18 protein-coding genes and 1 pseudogene are annotated in these 18,470 nt (G+C 70.0%); 12 read left to right on the top strand and 7 right to left on the bottom strand.

Annotated features, from left to right (window positions below):
* Nucleotides 1-4: 4 nt before the first annotated feature.
* The 8 genes from ACFWI8_RS07265 to ACFWI8_RS07300 all read left to right on the top strand — a co-directional run bounded on the left by ACFWI8_RS07265 (nucleotide 5) and on the right by ACFWI8_RS07300 (nucleotide 7,928).
* The gene (locus tag ACFWI8_RS07265) at nucleotides 5-1,432 is read left to right on the top strand and encodes an amidase (protein WP_387086865.1); all 1,428 of its coding nucleotides are present in this window, start codon (nucleotides 5-7) and stop codon (nucleotides 1,430-1,432) included.
* 82 nt (nucleotides 1,433-1,514) lie between these two features.
* A complete protein-coding gene (locus ACFWI8_RS07270; RefSeq protein ID WP_387086867.1) occupies nucleotides 1,515-2,576 on the top strand; it encodes an extracellular solute-binding protein in 1,062 nt (353 codons plus the stop codon).
* Complete coding sequence (locus tag ACFWI8_RS07275) at nucleotides 2,576-3,340, top strand: amidohydrolase family protein (RefSeq protein ID WP_387086869.1); 765 nt, start codon at nucleotides 2,576-2,578, stop codon at nucleotides 3,338-3,340. Before ACFWI8_RS07270 ends, ACFWI8_RS07275 begins: the two co-directional genes overlap by 1 nt.
* A gap of 47 nt (nucleotides 3,341-3,387) precedes the next feature.
* Nucleotides 3,388-3,804 (top strand): cytidine deaminase, encoded by a 417-nt coding sequence (locus ACFWI8_RS07280; RefSeq protein ID WP_387086871.1) that lies wholly within the window; start codon nucleotides 3,388-3,390, stop codon nucleotides 3,802-3,804.
* Between the two features lie 178 nt (nucleotides 3,805-3,982).
* Nucleotides 3,983-5,041 (top strand): extracellular solute-binding protein, encoded by a 1,059-nt coding sequence (locus ACFWI8_RS07285; RefSeq protein ID WP_387086873.1) that lies wholly within the window; start codon nucleotides 3,983-3,985, stop codon nucleotides 5,039-5,041.
* A 73-nt stretch (nucleotides 5,042-5,114) separates the two neighbouring features.
* Nucleotides 5,115-5,993, top strand: a complete 879-nt coding sequence (locus ACFWI8_RS07290; RefSeq protein WP_387086875.1) for an ABC transporter permease — start codon at nucleotides 5,115-5,117, stop codon at nucleotides 5,991-5,993.
* Nucleotides 5,994-5,997: 4 nt separating this feature from the next.
* The gene (locus tag ACFWI8_RS07295) at nucleotides 5,998-6,873 is read left to right on the top strand and encodes an ABC transporter permease (RefSeq protein WP_387086877.1); all 876 of its coding nucleotides are present in this window, start codon (nucleotides 5,998-6,000) and stop codon (nucleotides 6,871-6,873) included.
* Nucleotides 6,870-7,928 carry an ABC transporter ATP-binding protein gene (locus tag ACFWI8_RS07300; RefSeq protein ID WP_387086879.1) on the top strand — a complete coding sequence of 353 codons (1,059 nt, stop codon included), beginning with the start codon at nucleotides 6,870-6,872 and terminating at the stop codon, nucleotides 7,926-7,928. Before ACFWI8_RS07295 ends, ACFWI8_RS07300 begins: the two co-directional genes overlap by 4 nt.
* A gap of 29 nt (nucleotides 7,929-7,957) precedes the next feature.
* Here ACFWI8_RS07300 and ACFWI8_RS07305 read toward each other — a convergent pair whose 3' ends face one another.
* The gene (locus ACFWI8_RS07305; RefSeq protein ID WP_387087036.1) at nucleotides 7,958-9,166 is read right to left on the bottom strand and encodes an MFS transporter; all 1,209 of its coding nucleotides are present in this window, start codon (nucleotides 9,164-9,166) and stop codon (nucleotides 7,958-7,960) included.
* Complete coding sequence (locus ACFWI8_RS07310; protein WP_387086881.1) at nucleotides 9,163-9,663, bottom strand: RidA family protein; 501 nt, start codon at nucleotides 9,661-9,663, stop codon at nucleotides 9,163-9,165. Before ACFWI8_RS07310 ends, ACFWI8_RS07305 begins: the two co-directional genes overlap by 4 nt.
* 72 nt (nucleotides 9,664-9,735) lie before the next feature.
* Between ACFWI8_RS07310 and ACFWI8_RS07315 the strand changes: the two genes are divergently transcribed.
* The 3 genes from ACFWI8_RS07315 to ACFWI8_RS07325 are packed head-to-tail and all read left to right on the top strand — an operon-like array spanning nucleotide 9,736 to nucleotide 11,292.
* A complete protein-coding gene (locus tag ACFWI8_RS07315; RefSeq protein WP_387086883.1) occupies nucleotides 9,736-9,870 on the top strand; it encodes a hypothetical protein in 135 nt (44 codons plus the stop codon).
* 10 nt (nucleotides 9,871-9,880) lie between these two features.
* The gene (locus ACFWI8_RS07320) at nucleotides 9,881-10,915 is read left to right on the top strand and encodes a hypothetical protein (protein WP_387086885.1); all 1,035 of its coding nucleotides are present in this window, start codon (nucleotides 9,881-9,883) and stop codon (nucleotides 10,913-10,915) included.
* A complete protein-coding gene (locus tag ACFWI8_RS07325) occupies nucleotides 10,897-11,292 on the top strand; it encodes a sigma factor-like helix-turn-helix DNA-binding protein (RefSeq protein ID WP_387086887.1) in 396 nt (131 codons plus the stop codon). Before ACFWI8_RS07320 ends, ACFWI8_RS07325 begins: the two co-directional genes overlap by 19 nt.
* A gap of 112 nt (nucleotides 11,293-11,404) precedes the next feature.
* On the opposite strand, the gene ACFWI8_RS07330 is transcribed toward ACFWI8_RS07325, so the two are convergent.
* From ACFWI8_RS07330 to ACFWI8_RS07340, 3 genes are all read right to left on the bottom strand, one after another.
* The gene (locus ACFWI8_RS07330; RefSeq protein WP_387086889.1) at nucleotides 11,405-13,804 is read right to left on the bottom strand and encodes an FAD-dependent oxidoreductase; all 2,400 of its coding nucleotides are present in this window, start codon (nucleotides 13,802-13,804) and stop codon (nucleotides 11,405-11,407) included.
* A 1-nt stretch (nucleotide 13,805) separates the two neighbouring features.
* Nucleotides 13,806-14,903, bottom strand: a complete 1,098-nt coding sequence (locus ACFWI8_RS07335) for an alpha/beta hydrolase (protein WP_387086891.1) — start codon at nucleotides 14,901-14,903, stop codon at nucleotides 13,806-13,808.
* 645 nt (nucleotides 14,904-15,548) lie between these two features.
* Nucleotides 15,549-15,722, bottom strand: coding sequence for a hypothetical protein (locus tag ACFWI8_RS07340; protein WP_387086893.1), 174 nt, complete (start codon nucleotides 15,720-15,722; stop codon nucleotides 15,549-15,551).
* Nucleotides 15,723-16,159: 437 nt separating this feature from the next.
* Between ACFWI8_RS07340 and ACFWI8_RS07345 the strand changes: the two genes are divergently transcribed.
* Nucleotides 16,160-17,002: a MerR family transcriptional regulator gene (locus ACFWI8_RS07345; RefSeq protein WP_387086895.1), complete on the top strand. Its 843-nt coding sequence runs from the start codon at nucleotides 16,160-16,162 to the stop codon at nucleotides 17,000-17,002.
* Between the two features lie 420 nt (nucleotides 17,003-17,422).
* On the opposite strand, the pseudogene ACFWI8_RS07350 reads toward ACFWI8_RS07345, so the two are convergent.
* Both ACFWI8_RS07350 and ACFWI8_RS07355 read right to left on the bottom strand, forming a co-directional pair.
* Nucleotides 17,423-17,563 (bottom strand): annotated as a pseudogene (locus ACFWI8_RS07350) (integrase core domain-containing protein); the annotation flags it as partial.
* 295 nt (nucleotides 17,564-17,858) lie between these two features.
* Complete coding sequence (locus tag ACFWI8_RS07355; RefSeq protein WP_387086897.1) at nucleotides 17,859-18,434, bottom strand: helix-turn-helix domain-containing protein; 576 nt, start codon at nucleotides 18,432-18,434, stop codon at nucleotides 17,859-17,861.
* Nucleotides 18,435-18,470: the final 36 nt, after the last annotated feature.

Below are 18,470 nucleotides of genomic sequence, written 5' to 3' on the forward strand. Positions count from 1 at the left end.
CCACATGACGACCGGGACGACCGACAGCCCGCTGCACTGGTGGAGCGCCGCGGATCTGGCGCGTGGCATCCGCACCCGCGAGATCTCCGCCGAGGAGGTGATGCGCGCCCACCTGGACCGTATCGCCGAGACGAACGACAGGGTGGGCGCCATCGTCTCGATGGTCCCGGAGTCGCAGGCGTTGGCGGCGGCTCGCGAGGCCGACCGCGCGGTGGCGCGGGGGGAGGAGGTGGGCGTCCTGCACGGACTCCCCACTGCCGTGAAGGACCTCATGGACGTCGCGGGGCTGCCGACGAGCCACGGCTCCGCCGCCTACGCCGACGCTCCGGCAGCGACCCAGGACGCCCTCATGGTGCGCCGCGTTCGCGCGGCGGGCGCCATCATCATCGGCAAGACCGCTACGCCCGAGCAAGGGCTCGGGACCCTGACGTTCAACCCGCTGCACGGCGTCTGCCGCAACCCGTACGACACCTCACGCCACGCGGGTGGTTCGAGCGGCGGCGCGGCCGCGGCGCTCGCGGTCGGCATGCTGCCGATCGCCGATGGCTCCGACAGCGGCGGCAGCCTGCGGTACCCCGCGGCGTTCTGTAACGTCGTCGGGGTGCGCCCGACACCCGGCCGGGTAGCGAGTGGTCGCCCCGACAACGGCTGGACCGCACACGGCGTGCTCGGCCCCATGGCACGGTCGAGCCTTGACGCGGCGCTCGGCCTGGCGGCGATGAGCGGCGCCGACCGTTACGCCCCGATCTCGATCCCCGAGGATCCCGCGCGCTTCCTTGAAGTCGCCTCGAGTGCCCCGCCGCACGTGCGTATCGGCTGGAGTGCGACGGCGGGCGGCGTGCCGATCAGCGAGGAGGTCGCCGCCGCCCACGCGGCCGCCCGCGACGCGCTCGCAGCCGCCGGGTATCCGATCACCGACCTGGAGCCCGAGCTCGCCGACGCCGAGGAGGCGTGGGAGACGATCGAGATGTTCAACTTCTTCGCCTTCGGCCGCGAGGAGGCGGCGCGGCATCCCGACGTGATGCGCCCCGACCTGCTGCGCAACATCCGGCAAGGCGAGCGGCTCACGGCGGGCCAACTCGCGGACGCGCTGCGTGCGCGCACCGAGATCTTCCGCCGTACGGAGCGGTTGTTCGACGACTTCGACGTGCTCATCGCGCCTGCGACGCCCGTCGTCGCCCCGCCCGCCGAGGTGGAATGGGTCGACCGGGTCGGCGGTGTCGAGTACGACCGGTACTTCCGCTGGCAGATGCTCGCGAACCGATTCACCGTCACAGCGCACCCCGTTGTCGTCACACCTGGTGGATTCAGCGCGGGGCTGCCGGTCGGGTTGCAGGCCGTCGGGCGTCACCGGGGTGAGTTCGCGCTGCTCTGCGCCACGGCGGGAATCGAGGCCGTGCTCGGCCACATCGGCCGCCGTCCCCCGATGTGAAAGCTGGCGGTAGTCAAAGGATCCAAGAGGATGTACTTTGGATCCAACTTGCCCGGTGGTCGCTTCGGAGGAGCACGTTGACATGACCCTTAGTTTCCGTGGGCGGCTCGTCGCCTCGGGCGTCGCGCTGATCAGCGTCGGTGCTCTGACCGTGAGCTGCTCCAGCACGTCGGGAGACACCGCCGACGGCGGCATCGGCGGCGAGATCATCTGGGCCGACTTCGGCGGCCCCACCAACGAAAGCCGTCAGATCGCGTATTTCGACGGGTTCGCCGACGAGTACGGTGCCGAGGTGACCTCTGTGACCACGGAGGACTCCATCTCCTACCCCATGCTCGAGGGCGAGGCCGGTGACTACGACGCGTTCCAGGTCAGCGCCGCCGAGGTTCTGAACTATCCCAATGGAATGCGGGAGTTGGCGGAGTCAGCCCAGTCTGACCTGCTGCCGGACGAACTGCGTCCCTATCTGCTGGGCGGCTTCTACCTCGGCATGGCGCAGGGGTGGCTGACGGACACGTTCCCGGACGGCGGTCCGCAGGACTGGGTTGACTTCTTCGACACCGAGACCTATCCCGGCACGCGTGCCTGGCCGGGTGCGCCGGCGTTCTACGACTCGTCGTACGAGATCGCGCTCCTGGCCGACGGCGTCGCGCCCGAGGACCTCTACCCACTCGATCTCGATCGGGCTGTCGCCAAGCTCGACACGATCCGCGACGACCTCGTGTTCTATCAGTCCTATGCCGAGGTGCAGCAACTGCTCGTCAGCGGAAGCGCGTCGATCGCCGTATCGGTGACCGGCCAGTTCAATGCTCTGCGCAACGCCGGTCAGGATGTCACCGTGCAGTGGAACCAGGCGTTCACGACGCCGCAGGGTTTCGTCATTCCACCGGAGTCGAGCAACTCCGACGCCGTGGCGGCTCTCGCCGAATGGATGAACGACGCGGAGAACCAGGCGACGTTCGTCGAGCGCACGGGGTACGGCCCGGTGAACTCCGCGGTGTTCGACGTCCTCGACCCCGAGTTCGCCGAGACCCTGGCCAACTCGCCAGAGCATGATGGTCTCGTCATCCCGTGGAACGAGCAGTGGCGCGCGGACAACAAGCAGGCGATGCTCGACACCTACACGGAGTGGCTGGCCGGCTGATGATCATCGACGCGTACAACACGACCCAGGATGTCCGTGGGCGCTCGGACTACCTCACCGGAGTCCGCGCGGGTGAGCAGCCGCCCGCGTACGTGCCCTTCGACCCGCGGCGGATCCTTGACAGCATGGACGCCGCCGGCGTCGACATGGCTATGGTGTGCTCGCTCTCGCAGCGGATCGAGAACGACTTCATCATCGGTATGCAGGATGCGTACCCGGACCGGTTCATCGGATTCGGTCAGGTCATGCCGCAGTCGGACGACGCTCTCGACGAGATCCGCCGCCTCGCCGCGGCGGGCATTCGGGGGCTCAAGCTGCATCCCAGCCTGCATGGCTATCACGTCGCCGACCATGGTCTGCTCGATCCGGTCTTCCGTCAGTGCGCGGAACACGGGATGGTCGTGCTGATCAACGCGCTCGACGACGCGTTCTGCGCGCCCTTCGCCATCGAGGAGATCGCGAAGGATCACGCGGACGTACCCACGATCATCGCCCACATGGGCGCGGTCTGGAATGTGCCCGAGGCGATCACCGTCGCCGAACGCCAGCCGCACGTCTACCTCGAGACGTCGGCGACGCTCATGGCCGACGTCAAACGCGCCTACGCGCGGCTCGGTCCGGACAGGATCCTCATGGGCACGGAGTGGCCCGGTTCCGACTTCGACATCGAGCGGCTGAAGATCAGGAAGGCCATTCGTGACGAGGCCGACCGCGCCCTTGTCGAAGGCGGCAACTACGCCAAGCTGCTCGGCATCACCGCGTAGGGCGGCCACCTCCCGTGAGCAGGCCGCCGTTGACTCGACCGCCGGAGATGAGTGACGACGACGCCGAGCTGATGGAGGCGGCCCTCGCCCTCCTCGACCGGGTATACGTGACCGGCAGGCACGAGGTTGTCGCCGCGATGCGGCTCAGCGATGGGTCCGTGCATCTCGGCGTGCACGTCGACGCGTCCTCGCGGCGCGGGGCGGTGTGCGCCGAGGGCGTCGCCGCCGGGAACGCCGTGTCGCACGCCGCGGTGACCGGCGCCGCCCCGGCGGTGGTGGTGAGCTGTGTGAGCGTGCTTCGTCGTCCGATCGGGACCCAGCACGTGATCGAGCCGTGCGGCGTATGCGCCGAGCTGCTCAGCGACTACTGGCCCGAGGCACGTGTGTGGGTGACGCGCGGCGACGACACGATGGCCGTCACGGCGGCCGAACTGCTCCCCGCGAAGCGCCAGCGCGGCTGGTGACGGGCCCGGACCGGCTGCCTCAACCGCCACCTCGCCACCGCCCGACGTGGGGCGGGCCGGGCGCCCCGATCCGGAGCCAGGGCGATGTTGCAGAGGCGAAACATCTCGGACACCCGCAAGGATCCACAGGCGCCTAGATTGGATCCATCGCTCGGCCACCGAGGAGGACCCGCTTCCCATGGCAAGCATCATCCGCATGCGCCGTGCCACGATGGCCGGTACCGCGCTCGTAGTGGTCACCGCCCTCGCGGCCGGCTGCGCCGGCTCCGGCGACCCGGCGTCGGGACTCAGCGGCGAGATCATCTGGGCCGACTTCGGCGGACCGACCAACGAGAGCCGGCAGGCCGCGTACTTCGACGACTTCCAGGACGAGACCGGCGTCGAGGTCGTCTCCGTCCCGATCGAGGACGCGATCTACATGGGCATGCTCAGCGGCGACGAGGGCGAGTACGACGTCTTCCAGTCCAGCGCCGCCGAGACACTGAGCCACGTCGAGAACCTCGTCGAGCTCCCCGAGAACGTGCGAGGCGATCTGCTGCCCGAGGAACTGCGCCCGTACTTCGTCGGCGGCTTCGTCTTCGGGATCGCGCAGGGCTGGCTCACCGACACCTTCCCCGACGGCGGCCCGCAGACCTGGGCGGACTTCTTCGACACCGAGGCGTATCCCGGCACGCGTGCCTGGCCGGGCGCGCCGGGCAGCTTCGACGCGTCGTACGAGATCGCGCTGCTGGCCGACGGTGTGGCGCCGGAGGACCTGTACCCACTCGACATCGAGCGGGCCGAGGCCAAGCTCGACACGATCCGCGACGACCTGGTGTTCTACCAGGCCTACCCGGAGGTGCAGCAGCTGCTGGTCAGCGGCAGCGCCGCCATCGCCGTGACCGTGACCGGCCAGTACACGGCTCTCATGAACGCCGGCGAAGACGTCACGATCCAGTGGAACCAGGCGTTTGCCGTGCCGTCAGGCTTCGCGTTCCCCAGCGCGTCGAGCGACCGGGACGCCGTCATCGCGCTCGCAGGCTGGATGAACGACCCGGAGCGGCAGGCGAGCTTCACCGAACGCACACTGTACGGCCCGGTGAACTCCGAGGTCTTCGACCACCTCCCCGACGATGTCGCGGAGAATCTGGTGAACTCGCCCGAGCACGAGGACCAGATGCTGCGCTGGGACGACCAATGGCGCGGCGAGAACTACGAAGACCTGCTGACGGCCTATACGGCCTGGCTGGCCGGCTGACGAGGCACCGATGACGACGCCGGCGCGGACCACCCCGAAACCCCCGAGCACCGTTGATCAGGAACGTGAGGACGTGAGCAAGCCGGTGATGGCCGTGCCGCGCGTACGCGGAGAGGCCCCGGCGCCCCGGCCGCCGGGTATGACCAAGGCCGAGTCCCGGTGGTTGCTGTGGCCACCGCTGATCTTCTTCGCGCTCGCGCTGGGTTGGCCGCTCATCACCCTCGTCACCCGGTCGCTGGAGGGCGGCGGATCGGCGTATGCCGACGCGTTCGACGTGCCAGCCTTCGCCGGCTCGCTCACCCGCACCGTGATCATGGCCGTCGTCGTCATGGTCCTGACGATGGTGCAGGGCACCGCCTATGCCCTGGCCGTCGTCGCGTCGCCGGCCTGGCTGCGGTTCGCGCTGCTCGCCGCGCTGGTCCTGTCGCTGTGGACGTCGATCATGGTGCGTTCGTTCGGCTGGATGCTGCTCGAACTGCCCCGGGGCGCCATCTATTGGCTTCTTGGCCTGTTCGGCTTGGCCGATGAGCCGATCGAGCTCTACCAGACGACGCTGGGCATGTATCCGGCGATGGTGGCCGTCATGCTGCCGTTCGCTGTGCTGCCGGTGATGTCGGCGCTCCAGTCGATCGACCGCGAGCAGCTCAACGCCGCGACGATCTTCGGAGCCGGCCCGTGGCTGACGTTCCGTGCCGTGACCTGGCCGCAGATCCTGCCGTCGGTACTGAGCGGAGGCGTCCTCGTCTTCGTCATGTCGCTCGGCTTCTACGTCACGCCGCTGCTGCTCGGCGGGCCCGGCAACATGACCGTGTCCGGCGTCATCAACGCCCAGATGAGCCAGGCCAACCGGCCGGACATCGGTGCGGCGATGAGCATGCTGCTTGTGGGAGGAATGATGATCGTCTACCTCATCGCCGACCGTCTGTTCAGGGTCAGCGAGAAGTGGGGATGACGCGATGAGCACGATCGTCGCCCGTAGTCTCGGCTGGTACCGGGTGCCCGTTGTCGTGGTGGCGGTGCTCGCGAGCCTGCTCCTGATCGTCCCGTTCCTCGTCCTCGTGGCGACCTCCTGGACCGAGGGCAGCTTCATCCTGTTCCCACCCCAGGGTTTCTCGCCGCAGTGGTACGCCGAGGTGCTCACCGACAGCCGGTGGCTGGAGTCGTTCCGGCTGTCCCTGTGGACCGCGACGGTCTCCACCGCCATCGCCGCCGTCCTGGGCGCGCTCGGTGCGCTCGGGTTGACGAGGGTGCGCAACCCGGTGGCGCGGCGCTGGATCCGCACGCTGTTCATCCTCCCGATCGCGCTGCCGCCGATCGCCTACGCCGTCGGGCTCCACGGCGTCACCATGGACCTCGGCTTTCTGCGCGGCACGTTCGTCCCACTCATCCTCGGGCACGCTCTTATCGCCCTGCCGTACGTGTTCGTCATCGTCTCCGGCGGCATCGCCCGTATCGACCCCGCGCTGCGTCCCGCGGCGCGCACGCTCGGCGCGCGGTGGCCGCTGATCCTCTGGAAGATCGAACTGCCGGCACTGTCGCCGTACTTGCTGTCGGGCGCGTTGTTCGCCTTCGTCGTCGTGTTCGACGAGGTCGTCCTCGCGGTCTTCCTCATGCCGCCGGGAGAGCAGACGCTGCCGCTGCGGATGCTCAACGCGTCGCAGGAGGCGTTCTCGCCTGAGCTGACCGCGGCCTCCACCCTGGTCTCGGTCCTCGCCGTCCTGGTGCTCGCCGTCATTCCCGTCAGCAATGCCGTCAGGCGGCGCCGGGCAGGCCGCGCGGCGTTCACGCGACCCACCGAGCGGCCGGCCGCGCTGGAAGGAGTCACGCCATGACCATCGCCCTCTCGATCGCGGACGTGCACGTCACGCTGGGCCACAACCACGTGCTCAAGGGGGTGTCCCTCGATGTCCGGCCGGGCGAGTTCGTCACGCTGCTCGGCGCGAGCGGCAGTGGCAAGTCCACGCTGCTGAACGTCATCGCCGGTCTCCAGACGGTCGACAGCGGCCGCCTCACCTTCGACGGCGTTGATGTCGGCAGGCGGCCGCCGCAAAAGCGCGATGTCGGTGTCGTGTTCCAGTCCTACGCGCTGTTCCCGCACATGACGGTCGGCGACAACGTCGCGTTCCCGCTGCTCGCGGCGCGGCGCCCGGCCAAGGAGCGGCGTGCCGTCGCCGAGGAGATGCTCGCGCTCGTCCAACTGCCGGGCATGGCCGACCGCTCCCCGGCGTCACTCTCCGGCGGTCAGCGGCAGCGTGTCGCGCTCGCCCGCGCACTGGCGGCGAACCCCGGTGTTCTCCTGCTCGACGAGCCGATGGCCGCACTGGACAAGCAGTTGCGCGAGCAGATGCAGGTCGAGATCACCCGCATCCAGCGCGAGGTCGGCATCACGACGGTGTCGGTGACACACGACCAGACGGAGGCCCTGACGATGTCGGACCGCGTCGCGATCATGCGGGACGGCGTCCTGGTGCAGGTGGACTCGCCCGAGGACCTCTACCGGCACCCCGTCGACGCGTACGTCGCGGGCTTTCTCGGGGAGGCGAACCTACTGCCCACGGCCGGCGGGCGCATCCTCGACGACTCGCGGGGCACCGAGGTCGACGGCACCGCCGTGCTGCGCCCGGAGGACCTCGAACTGGTCCCGGTCGACGAGCCGTGTCCCACCTGGCATGTCGAGGGCACGATTCGCCTGCTGAGCTTCCAGGGCACGAGATTCCGCCTGGAACTGATGACCGACGCGGGGCGCAAGGTCGTGTGCTCGCTACCCCCTTCCGTCGACGCGTCGTCCCTGGTGGTGAGCACGCGCGTCCGCGTCACATGCCCCGATCCTGAGCGCGTGCACGTCATCGCCGCCCCGCCCTCGCGGCCGGCGCCGGTCGCCGCGTGATCCTCTGAGGGCGCCGACGGTACCCGGACTCACGCCGCGAGGTCGCGCCGCGCGCCGGCGTCGCGGGTGAAGGTCGTCACGGTTGCCAACGCCGCCAGTTGCAGCCCGGCGACGAGGACGAACGCCCAGGTCGTCGACGCGACGGCGATCACGAGCCCGCCGATGAGGGCGCCGCCGGCGTAGCCGACGCTCGTGAAGCTGGAGAACATGCCAAGACCGAGCGCCCTGTTCCCGACGGTCAGGCCGCGCGTGGCGAGCATCGTCAGCGACGGATACAGCGGTGAGAAGCCGACGCCGATCAGGGCCACGCCGACCGCGGCGACCCAGAACCCGCGGGCGAGGCCGAGCGTGGCCAGACCCGCCGCGAGCGCGCACAGCGACACCGCGGTCGAACGCAGCGGACCGATGCGGTCGGGCAGGCTCGCGAGGGCGACGCGCGCCCCGATGACACTGACGGAGAAGACCACGAAGACGGAGGCCGCGCCCATGAGGCCGCTCGCCGGCACGCCCCCGGCTTCGAGATGGACGATGAGAAAGCCGAGCATCAGCCCCTCACCGCACCAGGCCGCCGCGGCGACGACGCCGGGCGTCCATACCGCGAGGAAGGCGCGCCGGACCACCACCGCGTGCTGAGGAGTCGAGGACGTCGGATCGGCCGGCGTCGACCGCGGCGGTCGCGGCAGGCAGGCGATGAGCGCGGCGGTGGCCAACTCGAACACGGCACACACGACGAACACGGCGGCGGGACCGATCGCCTGGTTCACGGCCGCGCCGATCTGCGGGCCGAGGGCGAGCCCCATCCACACGCTCAGACCGAAGACGCTGAGTGCCTTGCCGCGCTGCGCCGCGGGCGCCGTCGCGACGAGCCAGGTCATGACGAGCGTCATCGCCGCGGCGTTTCCCAGGCCGAACAGCACGCGGCCCAGGCCGGCTCCCCACAGCGACGGCACGGCCGCGAGCAGGACCATCCCGAGCGCCGCCACCACGCCGTCCGCGAGGGCGACCACCCGATACCCGTGCCGGTCGGCCAGCATTCCGGCGACCGGCATCGCGACCATCGAGGCGACGGCCGCGAGCGAGATGACGAGGCCGGACAGCGTCGTCCCGCCGTCCAGGACGCGCTCGACGTACACGGGGATGATCGGCGTACTCGCCGCGTTCGTCGTCGCGCCCAGCGCCGAGGCGGCGAAGACGAGCCAGAACGTGACCGTCCGGGTAACGTCGCGCCCCGGCGTCATGACGCGGTCGACCCAGGCACGCACTCCAGGTCAAGCCAGAGCTCGAAGCAGTTGCCGCGCGAGAGCGACGTGGCCCCGATCGACGCGCGACCCATGCTCCCGATCTCGCCGCCGAAGACCTCGAGGAAGAGATCGCTGGCGCCGTTGGAGACCTCGTGGAGCAGCTCGAACCCCGGCGGACAGACCACGAAGCACAGCGCCCGGGACAGGCCCGCGACGTTGTCGAGCGAGCCGATCGCGTAGCGGATCATCCCGAGCGTGTGGATCGCGGTGAGCCGTGCCGCCGCATAGCCCTGCTCGATCGTGACGTCGTCGCCGACGACGCCGGGGTGCAGGCGCTCGCCGGCCCGGTTCTCCGGGGTCAACCCGCTGAGTTGGAGCAGGTTGCCGATGCGGTGAAAGGGCTTCATGGGGCCGTATCGCCGGCCGTAGGGGGGATGGGCGTAGTCGGGGATGTCGAGCCCGAGCTCCCCGACCTTCCGCTCCGCACCGGTCATGTACTCTCCCGCAGGCGTGTGTATCCGATATCATTTGGAATGGATCCATCCTAGAGGGGGAACTCCGTGCCGATGACCCCGACCCCGACCCCCGAGCAGCGCGCACCGCTGCTGTCAACGTGCCCGGGCTCATCCGTTACGCGGTCGGGCGGCAACGTGTTCGAGATGGTCGCCGTCGCCGAGACGCGCGGCGAGATCCGGGACTGAGGGGGCGAGCGTGATCGAGACCGTGCTGGGAGCCATCCCGGCGGAGCGGCTGGGCGTCACGTCCATGCACGACCACGTCCTCAGCGACGCTTCCGCGCTGCGGCGCGACGGCGCCCCGCCGGGTCCTTCGGCGGATCGCGTGGTCCCCGAGACACTCGGCTATCTGCGCTGGAACATGCTGGCGCTGGCCGACAACCTCCGCCTCGACGAGCCCGGCGTCGCCGTCGCCGAACTGGCTCGCGCCGTCGCGCTCGGCCAGCACTCGCTCGTCGAGGCCACCTCGTGGGGCCTCGGTCCCGACCACGCCGGCCTGCCCGACCTGGCACAGCGCTCGGGGATGACCATCGTGTGCGGCTACGGTGCCTACATCCGTGCCACCCTGCCCGGCTGGATCGCCGAACTCGACGAGTACAGGCTGGAGGAGCACCTGGCCGGCGCGCTGCTCGACCGGGTGCCGGGCACCGGCTACCGCGCCGGCATCCTCGGCATCATGGGCACGACGGCGGACCTGCCGGAGCCGGAGCGCGCCATGCTGCGTGCCGCGGCGCGAGCCGCCGTACGGGCCGGTGCCGCCGTCACGGTACGCCTCGACCCCGAGGCTACCCGCGGCCTCGAGGTGCTCTCGCTGTGCGCGGACGAGGGCCTGCCGGCCGAGCGGGTCGTCCTCACCAACGCCGACGAGTACATGGACGCGGCGTACTGGGCCGACCTCGCGGCCGCGGGCGCCGTGCTCGAGATGTGCTTCGGGACGGAGGCGGGCCACGTCGGACGTGTCCGCAATCCGTCGGACACCGAACGCCTGGACTTCTTCGCCCGGTTCTGCGCGGAGCACCCGTCGTCGCGACACGTCCTGGGCGGATCGCTTTGGACGAAGGCGCAACTCCAGGCACACGGCGGCCACGGCTACGGCTACCTCATCGCACGGATCGCTCCCGCGCTGCGGGAGCGCGGCGTCCCGGCGGAGCGCATCGCCCGGATGCTGGTGGACGAGCCGCGGCGCCTGCTGGACCGCGAGCCGGGTGCGACATGTCGCGACGTGCGGTGACGGCAGTCGGGCCGGTTTCATCTGCCTCGGTTGCGCTCTCCGTGCTCACCGAACAGCGGGCACCCGGTACGTATCGCCGTGCGAGAGCGGGGCAGGAGGACCGGGCGTTGGCGCTGGCCGTGTCCGAAGCCCTGGCGGAGCTGCCGCTTCCGCAGCGGCAGGTCCTGACGCTGCGCTTCTCCGTTGATCTGACCGTCCGTGACATCGCCCTGGTGCTGGATGTTCCGGAGGGCACCAGGAAAGGGTGCCACCGGAGTCGCGGCAGCGCGCTCTCCACATCTCCCCGTGCAGCCCGCACCCGGTCTTCCACGACCACGGGCATTCGGTCACCGCGCACATCCGACGGGAGCGACTCGAGCACGCCCGCCGCGACCTGACCAACCCAGCGACTACCGCCGTCAGGCCCGCGGCCATGCGGCGACCGGTCGCTCCCGCGTGTGAGCGGATCCTGAACCCGGCCCCCGCCCGGCCGGTGGTGCCGGGCGGGGATCAGCTCCGTCTTCCCCCGGGGCATCGAGCCTTTGGGCCGTAGAAGTGCCAGAGCCGGCCGAGGAAGAACCGGCCGAAGCGGTCGAGCGCGGCGGCGCCGCGTGGTCCGGTGGTGCGGAAGGTCGTCAACTGGTGCAGGAAGTCGGTGACCGAAATCCTAAGTCTCCCCGCCCCGACTACTGTCGCCCGTGGTTCTTCCCGGCTTCGGATGTGGCCGTCCAGCAGCCTGAAGGGAAGGATGGTCGTCTCCGGCCAGAGACTCAGCGGGGTTCCGCCTGTGAGTTCCTTGCGGCCGGTGAGGGTGTGGGGGCGGTTCTCGGCGTCGGTGAAGTGGAGCTGGTACGTCAGTGTCCGGCCGTCGGCTGCGTCGTCCGGGGAGAACATGCGGCACGAGCCGCGCTGGATCGGCCGTCGTCCGCCGAGGCCTGGTGAGTCGATCCAGCCGTCGACTCGGGCCTGGTGACCGGGTTCGTCCAGGAAGTCGTCCGCGTCGTCGATCGTCACGGTCAGCCGCACCGAGATCCGTTGCGCTGGGCAGGCGCTGTTCTCGGTCGTGCCCGCGGTGCCCGGATTCCGCGCCCCGGGAGTGTAGAAGCCGAGCATCCGCTCGGTGAAGGTGAGGGAGGTGCTGTCGCGGTATGCGGTGGCGGTGGGCGGGAGGTTCACCGACCGCCTGGCACGCGTGGCGGAGTGGTTCTCCAGCAGGTGTGTGGACATGCGGTCGGCCAGTGCCGCGATGGTGAGTGACGGGTTGGTGCCCACCGGTCCTGGGAGGGCCGCGCCGTCCGCTACATAGAGTCCGGGGTGGCCGTGCACCTCGCCGTAGGGGTCGCACACGCCGTCCTCGGCGCGGTGTGCCATCGGCGCGCCGCCGACTGGGTGGACGGACACGACGCGCTTGCGGTACCACAGCGGGTTTTCGACGTAGCGGGTTCCCAGGACGTCGGCCACCTGCCGCATGGTCTCGCGCAGCCGGTCGAAGTACGCGGCGCTGGTGGCCGTGGACCAGTCGACGTCCAGCCGGCCGTCGCGCAGCCGGAGCACGCCGTCCGGTATGTCCCGGCCCATGCCGAGCAGTGGAATGGAGGTGCTGGAGAGCAGGCCCTGCCCGACCAGTTCCGAAACCGCCCGGGACAGGTGGGTGTCCGGTGCGCGGGTGGCGTTCGCGAGGATCCGTCCGAGCGCGAAGCGCAGGCCGCGCGAGAGGTGCCGCGGGAGGTGGGCGCCCTCCGCAAGCCAGTCGACGAAGGCGGGGTATCCGCCGTCCTCGAGGTATCCGCCGCGACCGGTCGCACCGGGGCCGTCGAGTTCGTCGGGCAGTCGGATCGCGGCGGTGATCACCGGCCCTCGACTGGGCTCCAAAGGGCGCGGGTGGCCGCCTCGCCCGGCCCTGACCAGGAGGGCGAGTAGGTCTCCGTTGGGCGAGAAGCGGGTTCCGAGGGCGGGGCTCAGGCCGGGTAGGTGTCTGCGGGAGCGCAGCAGCAGGGTTGAGGTGCCGTAGGTGCCGGCGGCCAGCACCAGTCGGTCGCAGCCGATGGTGTCCACCGTCGGCGGACCGCCATGGCCGACCCCTCGGCCCGTGCTGTTCGGGTCGTACCGCATGTAGTCCACCGCGTAACCGCCGCGCGGGAGGGGGCGGATGGCCCGTGCTTCGTGGTGGGTGCGCAGGTCGGCGCCGTGGTGCCGGGCAGCGGAGAGATAGGTGTGGTCGAGGCTGTTCTTCGCTCCCTCGTTGCAGCCGAGGTTGCATTCGCCGCACAGCCGGCAGGTCCTGCGGGTCGTGCCGTGCAGATTGCCGTATGCCGGTTCGTCGATCGGGAGTCCCGGTTCGGGGTCGGCACCGGGCGCGGGGGCGAAGCTGACGGCGAGCGGCGGCAGTTGGAAGTCGAGGCCGAGTGTGTCCGCGGCCTCCCGCATCGCGTGGGTCTTGGGCGTGCGCGTGTAGGGGGGACGGTCCAGCGGGTAGGGGGTGGCGCCGAGCATGCGCTCCACGGCGTCGTAGTGGGGGTCCAGGTCGGCGCGGCTCACCGGCCAGGACTCGTACCCGCCGCCGGGCAGCGGCTGCTCGTCGACGAACCAGTGCTCGTCCTTGCGCAGCAGCACGTTGGCGTAGACGAGGGAGCCGCCCCCAAGGCCGCTGGCCACCACGGAGTCGAACCTGCGGAAGCTGCGTATGTCGAAGAGGCCGTACAGACCCGCCGCCGGGTCCCAGAACGCGCGGCCCAGCTCCGCCGGGGTGCGGGCGAAGGAGCCGGGTGGGTAGGGACGGCCGCGTTCCAGCAGCACCACCGACAGGCCTGCCTCGGCCAGCCGGTAGGCCGTCACGGAACCGCCGAAACCGGAGCCGACGACCACGGCGTCCACGTGCTCCGAGGGGGTGGGGGCCTCGTGGTCCGGCATGTCAGTTCGCCCGCCGTTTCAGGAAGTCGAGCATCACCGGGAACACGTCACGGTGCGCGTCCTTGCCCCAGAAGGGGTCGACGTAGCCGTAGCCGGGCAGCACCGCCAGCTCGTACAGGTCGGGGGCGTACTGCGAGAGGACCCGGTGGCAGACGACGTTCGCATCCCCGAAGACGTTGTTGTGTGCGCCGGTCACGAACAGAACCGGTGTGCTCTGCCGCGCGGCGTCCATCAGGTAGTCGTCCGGTAGGTCGGCGTGCCGCCGGTCGCCGACGTCGTACTTCACGGCGCGCCCGGCCCGGGCCATCTTCCGGATGTGCCGGAAGTAGTGCAGTCCGACAGGGCCCAGAAGGTCCGCGACGCGGTCATGGGTGGCCGGTGTCAGATTGGCGTGGCTGTACAGCGCCGGCCAACCGGTGCCCCACATGAAACTCACCATGTGACAGGCCGGGTTGTCGCACTCCTGATGGGCCAGTGACACCAGCCGGGACAGCAGCCATCCCCGGCTGAACCGCGTCGCATCGGCCATCCGCGGGTCGAGGGAGGGGAGTCCCAGACCGAGTTCGAGAGCTTCCGGACCGTACTCCAGCTTCCAGCGCGACCACTTCGGCACCCGCATGATCAGCGCCACGCTCTGGGCTATCACGCTGGTCACACCGGAGACGGCGCCCCCGAACAGGCTCATCATGAACGAGGTCGAGCCGACGCAGTGCGCGATGACATGGATCCGCCGCTGCCGCCCCACGTGCCGGCGCGCTTCGGCCAGCGCGGCCGGGTAGTCGTAGTGGGCGACATCGTCGAGGGTGTACTGGTTGGGCTCGGTGTTGTACGGGAACCGGTTGCTCAGCCGCGAGTCGAGCGTCCACACGTCCTCGAACCCGTTGTCGAGAAGGTAACGGGCCAGGTTGTAGTGCTCCGGCATGATGAACATGTCGCCGGACGCGGTCAGTCCATGTACCAGCAGGACCACGTCATCGCACTCGCCCCGCTTGAAGCGGGTCAGGTTCAGCCTCAGGCCGTCCTGTGTCATGAACGGGTGCGACATGGCCTCGGCGTCGGGCACGCCTTCACGCGTGTACCTGGGAATGCTGCGTTCCATTCGAACTCCGACGTAGTCGAATCCCACGCGGGTGGCACCGCCGCGACCCTGCCGAGGGGTGGGAGCGGCGTCGCCTGAGCACGGCCCTCCGCCGACGGTGAGGGGCGGCTGATCACCTCATGCGGCCCATGGTTCCGTGAAGTCTGGCAGCGGGTACACAGCAATGCGTGCCAAGCCATTGACCTCCTGCGCCAATCCGATGCCCGGCCCTCATCACTGGGCTCCAGCGGTCAGGCAGCACACGGCCAGCGACAAACCGACTGACCCGCTTATCGCGTTCGACGGCTCGGCGGTCGGGGCCCCGCCCGCGACGAGCCGTTGACGACCGCGGCTTCGGGACGGGCGAACCGGTGACCATGAGCATCGACGGCCAACTGTGGCGAGCCCGATGCCCTTGGGCATCGCGGAGGCGTGAGTCGAGGAGCAGTTGTTGGAGTGGAGGGCCGCGCGGAGTTGGGGGAAGAAAGCCTTGTTTGGGGAATGGTGAACGGGGCCTTCGGAAGGGGCGAAGCGGAGTTTGTCCCCCAGATGTTCCCCAGCGGCGCGGCCTTGGCCGCTCGGGGTGGGAAAGGCGCAGGTCAGAGGCGGTGCGGTGAGGTCAGCTGACCGGCACGTGTGGGGCAGCGTGGGGCGTTGTCGCGGATCTCAGGTCGCCGCTCCGGCGGCGAGGCGCGCCGCGATCTCGGCGTGTTCGGCGTCGTCGGTGTCCCTGATGAACTTCGTGTAGACGCGGTGCGGCACGGTGACGCCCTGGCCGACGCGCTTGGCGGGCGGTCCCCGGGGCCACGCCGGCGCTGAGCCAGGTCGAGACGCAGGCATCGGAGGTCCTAGGGCCTGTCTGACAATCCCCGGCGGGCTCGCGACGGCTGGCATCCCGCCTGGCTGCGTTGCCGAATCGCGCGAGTACGGCCAAGTACGAGCTGCGATCCGGCGCCTTGCCAGCCGGGCGCCATCCGCCGCTCGCTGATCCACCGGGAATTATCAGACAGACCCTAGGGGCGTTTCGCCAGCTCCGACCCGTACTCCTCAGGCGTCAGCACTGCTTCGCGAGCCCGTGCCCAGACCTCGCCGTAGCCGCTTTCGTGCAGCATGCCGTCCCGCAGGGTGCGGAGGATTCGGCCGTCCGGGGCGGTGTTTTGAGCTCTCAGTCGGGGAGGAGGAATGGCACGCTCACAATCACTAGACGGTGTTGTTGCACCTGCCGTAGCGGCATGTGGTGTGGTCTAGGCGCCACAGCACGAAAGGCTCCGTCTGCGATGTACCCCTCCATCACGCCTCCCCGCCGGGTCAAGATCGGTGATGCTGCCGCCTTCGCCGGGACCACCCCACGCGCCATCCGCCACTACCACGAGATCGGTCTGCTGCCGGAGCCCGAGCGCGGCGGGGACGGCCGCCGCCGCTACGGCTACGACGACATGATCCGCCTGCTGTGGATCCGCAGGATGGCAGAGGCCGGCATCGGCCTGGACGACATGCGGGCCGCCTTCGACGAGGCCCGGGACATCGAGGAGATCCTGAGCAGGCTGGAGGAAGCCCTGGCGGCGCAGGAGACCGCCATCAAGCGTCGGCGCGCGGCTGTCCAGCGCCTGCAGGTGGTGGGTAGTCCGCTGGGGCTGCTCTCCGCACTGGTCACGGACCGGCTCAGCCACCTGCCCCCGGACGCACTGCGACCGTCGGACGTGGAAGCGCTGCTGGTCACGGAACGGATCTTCGGGCCGCTGGGCGCCGCCATCCAGGCCAGCGTGTTCATCGTGCTGGCTACTCACCCAGACCTGCGGGCCGAGCAGGACCGTCTTGACGCGGCCGAGGCGGCCCTCGACGACGGCGTCGAACCCGACGACCCGCGCGTCGAAGAGCTCGCCGTACAGCGATGTGCCCAACAAATGGCCCTGGAGCAGGCCATCGAGGCAGCTGGTCTCGACATGGCTGAGGAGGAGCTCTTCGAGATCTACGACGCTGACCTGCGGGGGGAGGAAGATGCGCCGATGAGCGCCTCCGCGGCGACCGCCAAGATGCCCTACGACTTCTCTCCCGCCCGGATGCGCTGCGTGGAACTCACGGCACAACTCCTCGTCGACGCCCACTCCGCAGACAGCTGATCGCCCGTGCCCGGACCGATGTGGCCTGGCACTGACCAAAAGTGACATCACAACCGGCCGTACGTGGGGATCCCGAACCGGCCGCTGACAGGTGAGCCAGTGTTCGGCACAGACCGGTTCACCCCCGCGCGGGCGGGGGCGGTCCGAGGCCGTGGATGACGACTCGGTCGTCCGATCAGGGTCGGGCTGAACTTCAGGTTCTGGCCCTGTGGCAGGCTCACCTGTCGACCGGGGCTGACGACGGCCTCGAACTCCACGGCTTGGAATGGGCTGTCCTCCTCGGAGGGCCGCGGAGGCGGCAGCATCGGCAGCCGCACGGGTTCCGACGGCTCCGCCGTCGGCTCGACAGTTCCGGCCTGGCGCCGGCGAGGTGCTGGCCGGGAGCGTGTGAGGGCGGAAGATCCGGGCTGGGGTGGCCATCTCCAGCGCCTGGTGGGGGCGTGTGTGGTGGGAGGCGTGGACCCAGGCGCCGGTCGCGTCCTGGGCGGCGGCCGGGTCGGGGAATGGGCCGGAGTGGTCGAGTATCGCTCGACGCAGGGTCTTGTGAAACCGTTCGATTTCGCCCGGTTGTGGTCGGCGACCGAGGCCTGGTCAGGCGCTGGTTGATGCCGTTCTCCCGGCGCACGCACTCGAACATGACCCTCGGTAGGCAGGGCTTGGGAGTAGCGGCCGGTGAACTGCTTGCCGTTGTCGGTCAGGACCTCCGCGGGGATGCCGAAACGGCGCATCGCCTCGATGAACGCCTGGCACACCGCCCGCCCGGACGGCTGTGGCACCACCTGGGCGATCGGGATGAACCGGGGGTGGTCATCGATTCAGGGCGGCCCGCTCGCGGCGATGGCGGTCGATCGTGTGGTCAGTCGTTCGTGGTGCGGCTGTGGGTGGTGAGGCCGGTGAAGACGAGGGTGAGCCAGCGGGCGCGGGCGGTGACCGGCTGGTCGGTGGGAGCGGTCGAGAAGAGCAGGTAGATGTCGTCCACCGTGACGTCGGAGTGAAGGTCGCCGTCGGTCTGGCTGGCCTGGATGAGTCTGGCCAGGGCCGCGCTGGCGCGGTCCTCCGTGGCCTTGTGGTCCGGGTCGGCGCCGAGGGCTCGGGCCGCGGCCTTGACGGCCTGGTCGGTGGCGGCGGCCTCGATGACGCGGCCGAAGAAGTCGGTGATCTCGTCCAGGGCGCGGGAGCCCGCCCGGACCCGGGCGCAGGCGGCCTCGGCGTCGTCGGCGACGGCCGCGACGGACTGGGCGACGACGGCGGCGACCAGGTCGGTCTTGGTGGGGAAGTGCCGGTAGAGGGTGCCGACGGCCACTCCGGCGGCGGCGGCGATCTCGTCCATCCCGGCGTCTGGCCCATGTCGGGTTATCTGCTCGTGGGCGGCCGCCAGGATCTTCTGGCGGTTGCGGACCGCGACGGGACGGCGCGTTCGGGGCTGGGCCATGGAAGCTCTCCAGCGGATGGGGGATCTGTGCTTGCG

This window comes from Streptomyces sp. NPDC127098 (assembly GCF_042722465.1).
Taxonomy (GTDB): domain Bacteria; phylum Actinomycetota; class Actinomycetes; order Streptomycetales; family Streptomycetaceae; genus Streptomyces; species Streptomyces millisiae.

Coding starts and splice junctions, on each gene's coding strand:
- ACFWI8_RS07265 (WP_387086865.1), top strand. CDS start 5: ATGACGACCGGGACGACCGACAGCCCGCTGCACTGGTGGAGCGCCGCG.
- ACFWI8_RS07270 (WP_387086867.1), top strand. CDS start 1,515: ATGACCCTTAGTTTCCGTGGGCGGCTCGTCGCCTCGGGCGTCGCGCTG.
- ACFWI8_RS07275 (WP_387086869.1), top strand. CDS start 2,576: ATGATCATCGACGCGTACAACACGACCCAGGATGTCCGTGGGCGCTCG.
- ACFWI8_RS07280 (WP_387086871.1), top strand. CDS start 3,388: ATGAGTGACGACGACGCCGAGCTGATGGAGGCGGCCCTCGCCCTCCTC.
- ACFWI8_RS07285 (WP_387086873.1), top strand. CDS start 3,983: ATGGCAAGCATCATCCGCATGCGCCGTGCCACGATGGCCGGTACCGCG.
- ACFWI8_RS07295 (WP_387086877.1), top strand. CDS start 5,998: ATGAGCACGATCGTCGCCCGTAGTCTCGGCTGGTACCGGGTGCCCGTT.
- ACFWI8_RS07300 (WP_387086879.1), top strand. CDS start 6,870: ATGACCATCGCCCTCTCGATCGCGGACGTGCACGTCACGCTGGGCCAC.
- ACFWI8_RS07305 (WP_387087036.1), bottom strand. CDS start 9,166: ATGACGCCGGGGCGCGACGTTACCCGGACGGTCACGTTCTGGCTCGTC.
- ACFWI8_RS07310 (WP_387086881.1), bottom strand. CDS start 9,663: ATGACCGGTGCGGAGCGGAAGGTCGGGGAGCTCGGGCTCGACATCCCC.
- ACFWI8_RS07315 (WP_387086883.1), top strand. CDS start 9,736: ATGACCCCGACCCCGACCCCCGAGCAGCGCGCACCGCTGCTGTCAACG.
- ACFWI8_RS07325 (WP_387086887.1), top strand. CDS start 10,897: ATGTCGCGACGTGCGGTGACGGCAGTCGGGCCGGTTTCATCTGCCTCG.
- ACFWI8_RS07330 (WP_387086889.1), bottom strand. CDS start 13,804: ATGCCGGACCACGAGGCCCCCACCCCCTCGGAGCACGTGGACGCCGTG.
- ACFWI8_RS07335 (WP_387086891.1), bottom strand. CDS start 14,903: ATGGAACGCAGCATTCCCAGGTACACGCGTGAAGGCGTGCCCGACGCC.
- ACFWI8_RS07340 (WP_387086893.1), bottom strand. CDS start 15,722: ATGCCTGCGTCTCGACCTGGCTCAGCGCCGGCGTGGCCCCGGGGACCG.
- ACFWI8_RS07345 (WP_387086895.1), top strand. CDS start 16,160: ATGTACCCCTCCATCACGCCTCCCCGCCGGGTCAAGATCGGTGATGCT.
- ACFWI8_RS07355 (WP_387086897.1), bottom strand. CDS start 18,434: ATGGCCCAGCCCCGAACGCGCCGTCCCGTCGCGGTCCGCAACCGCCAG.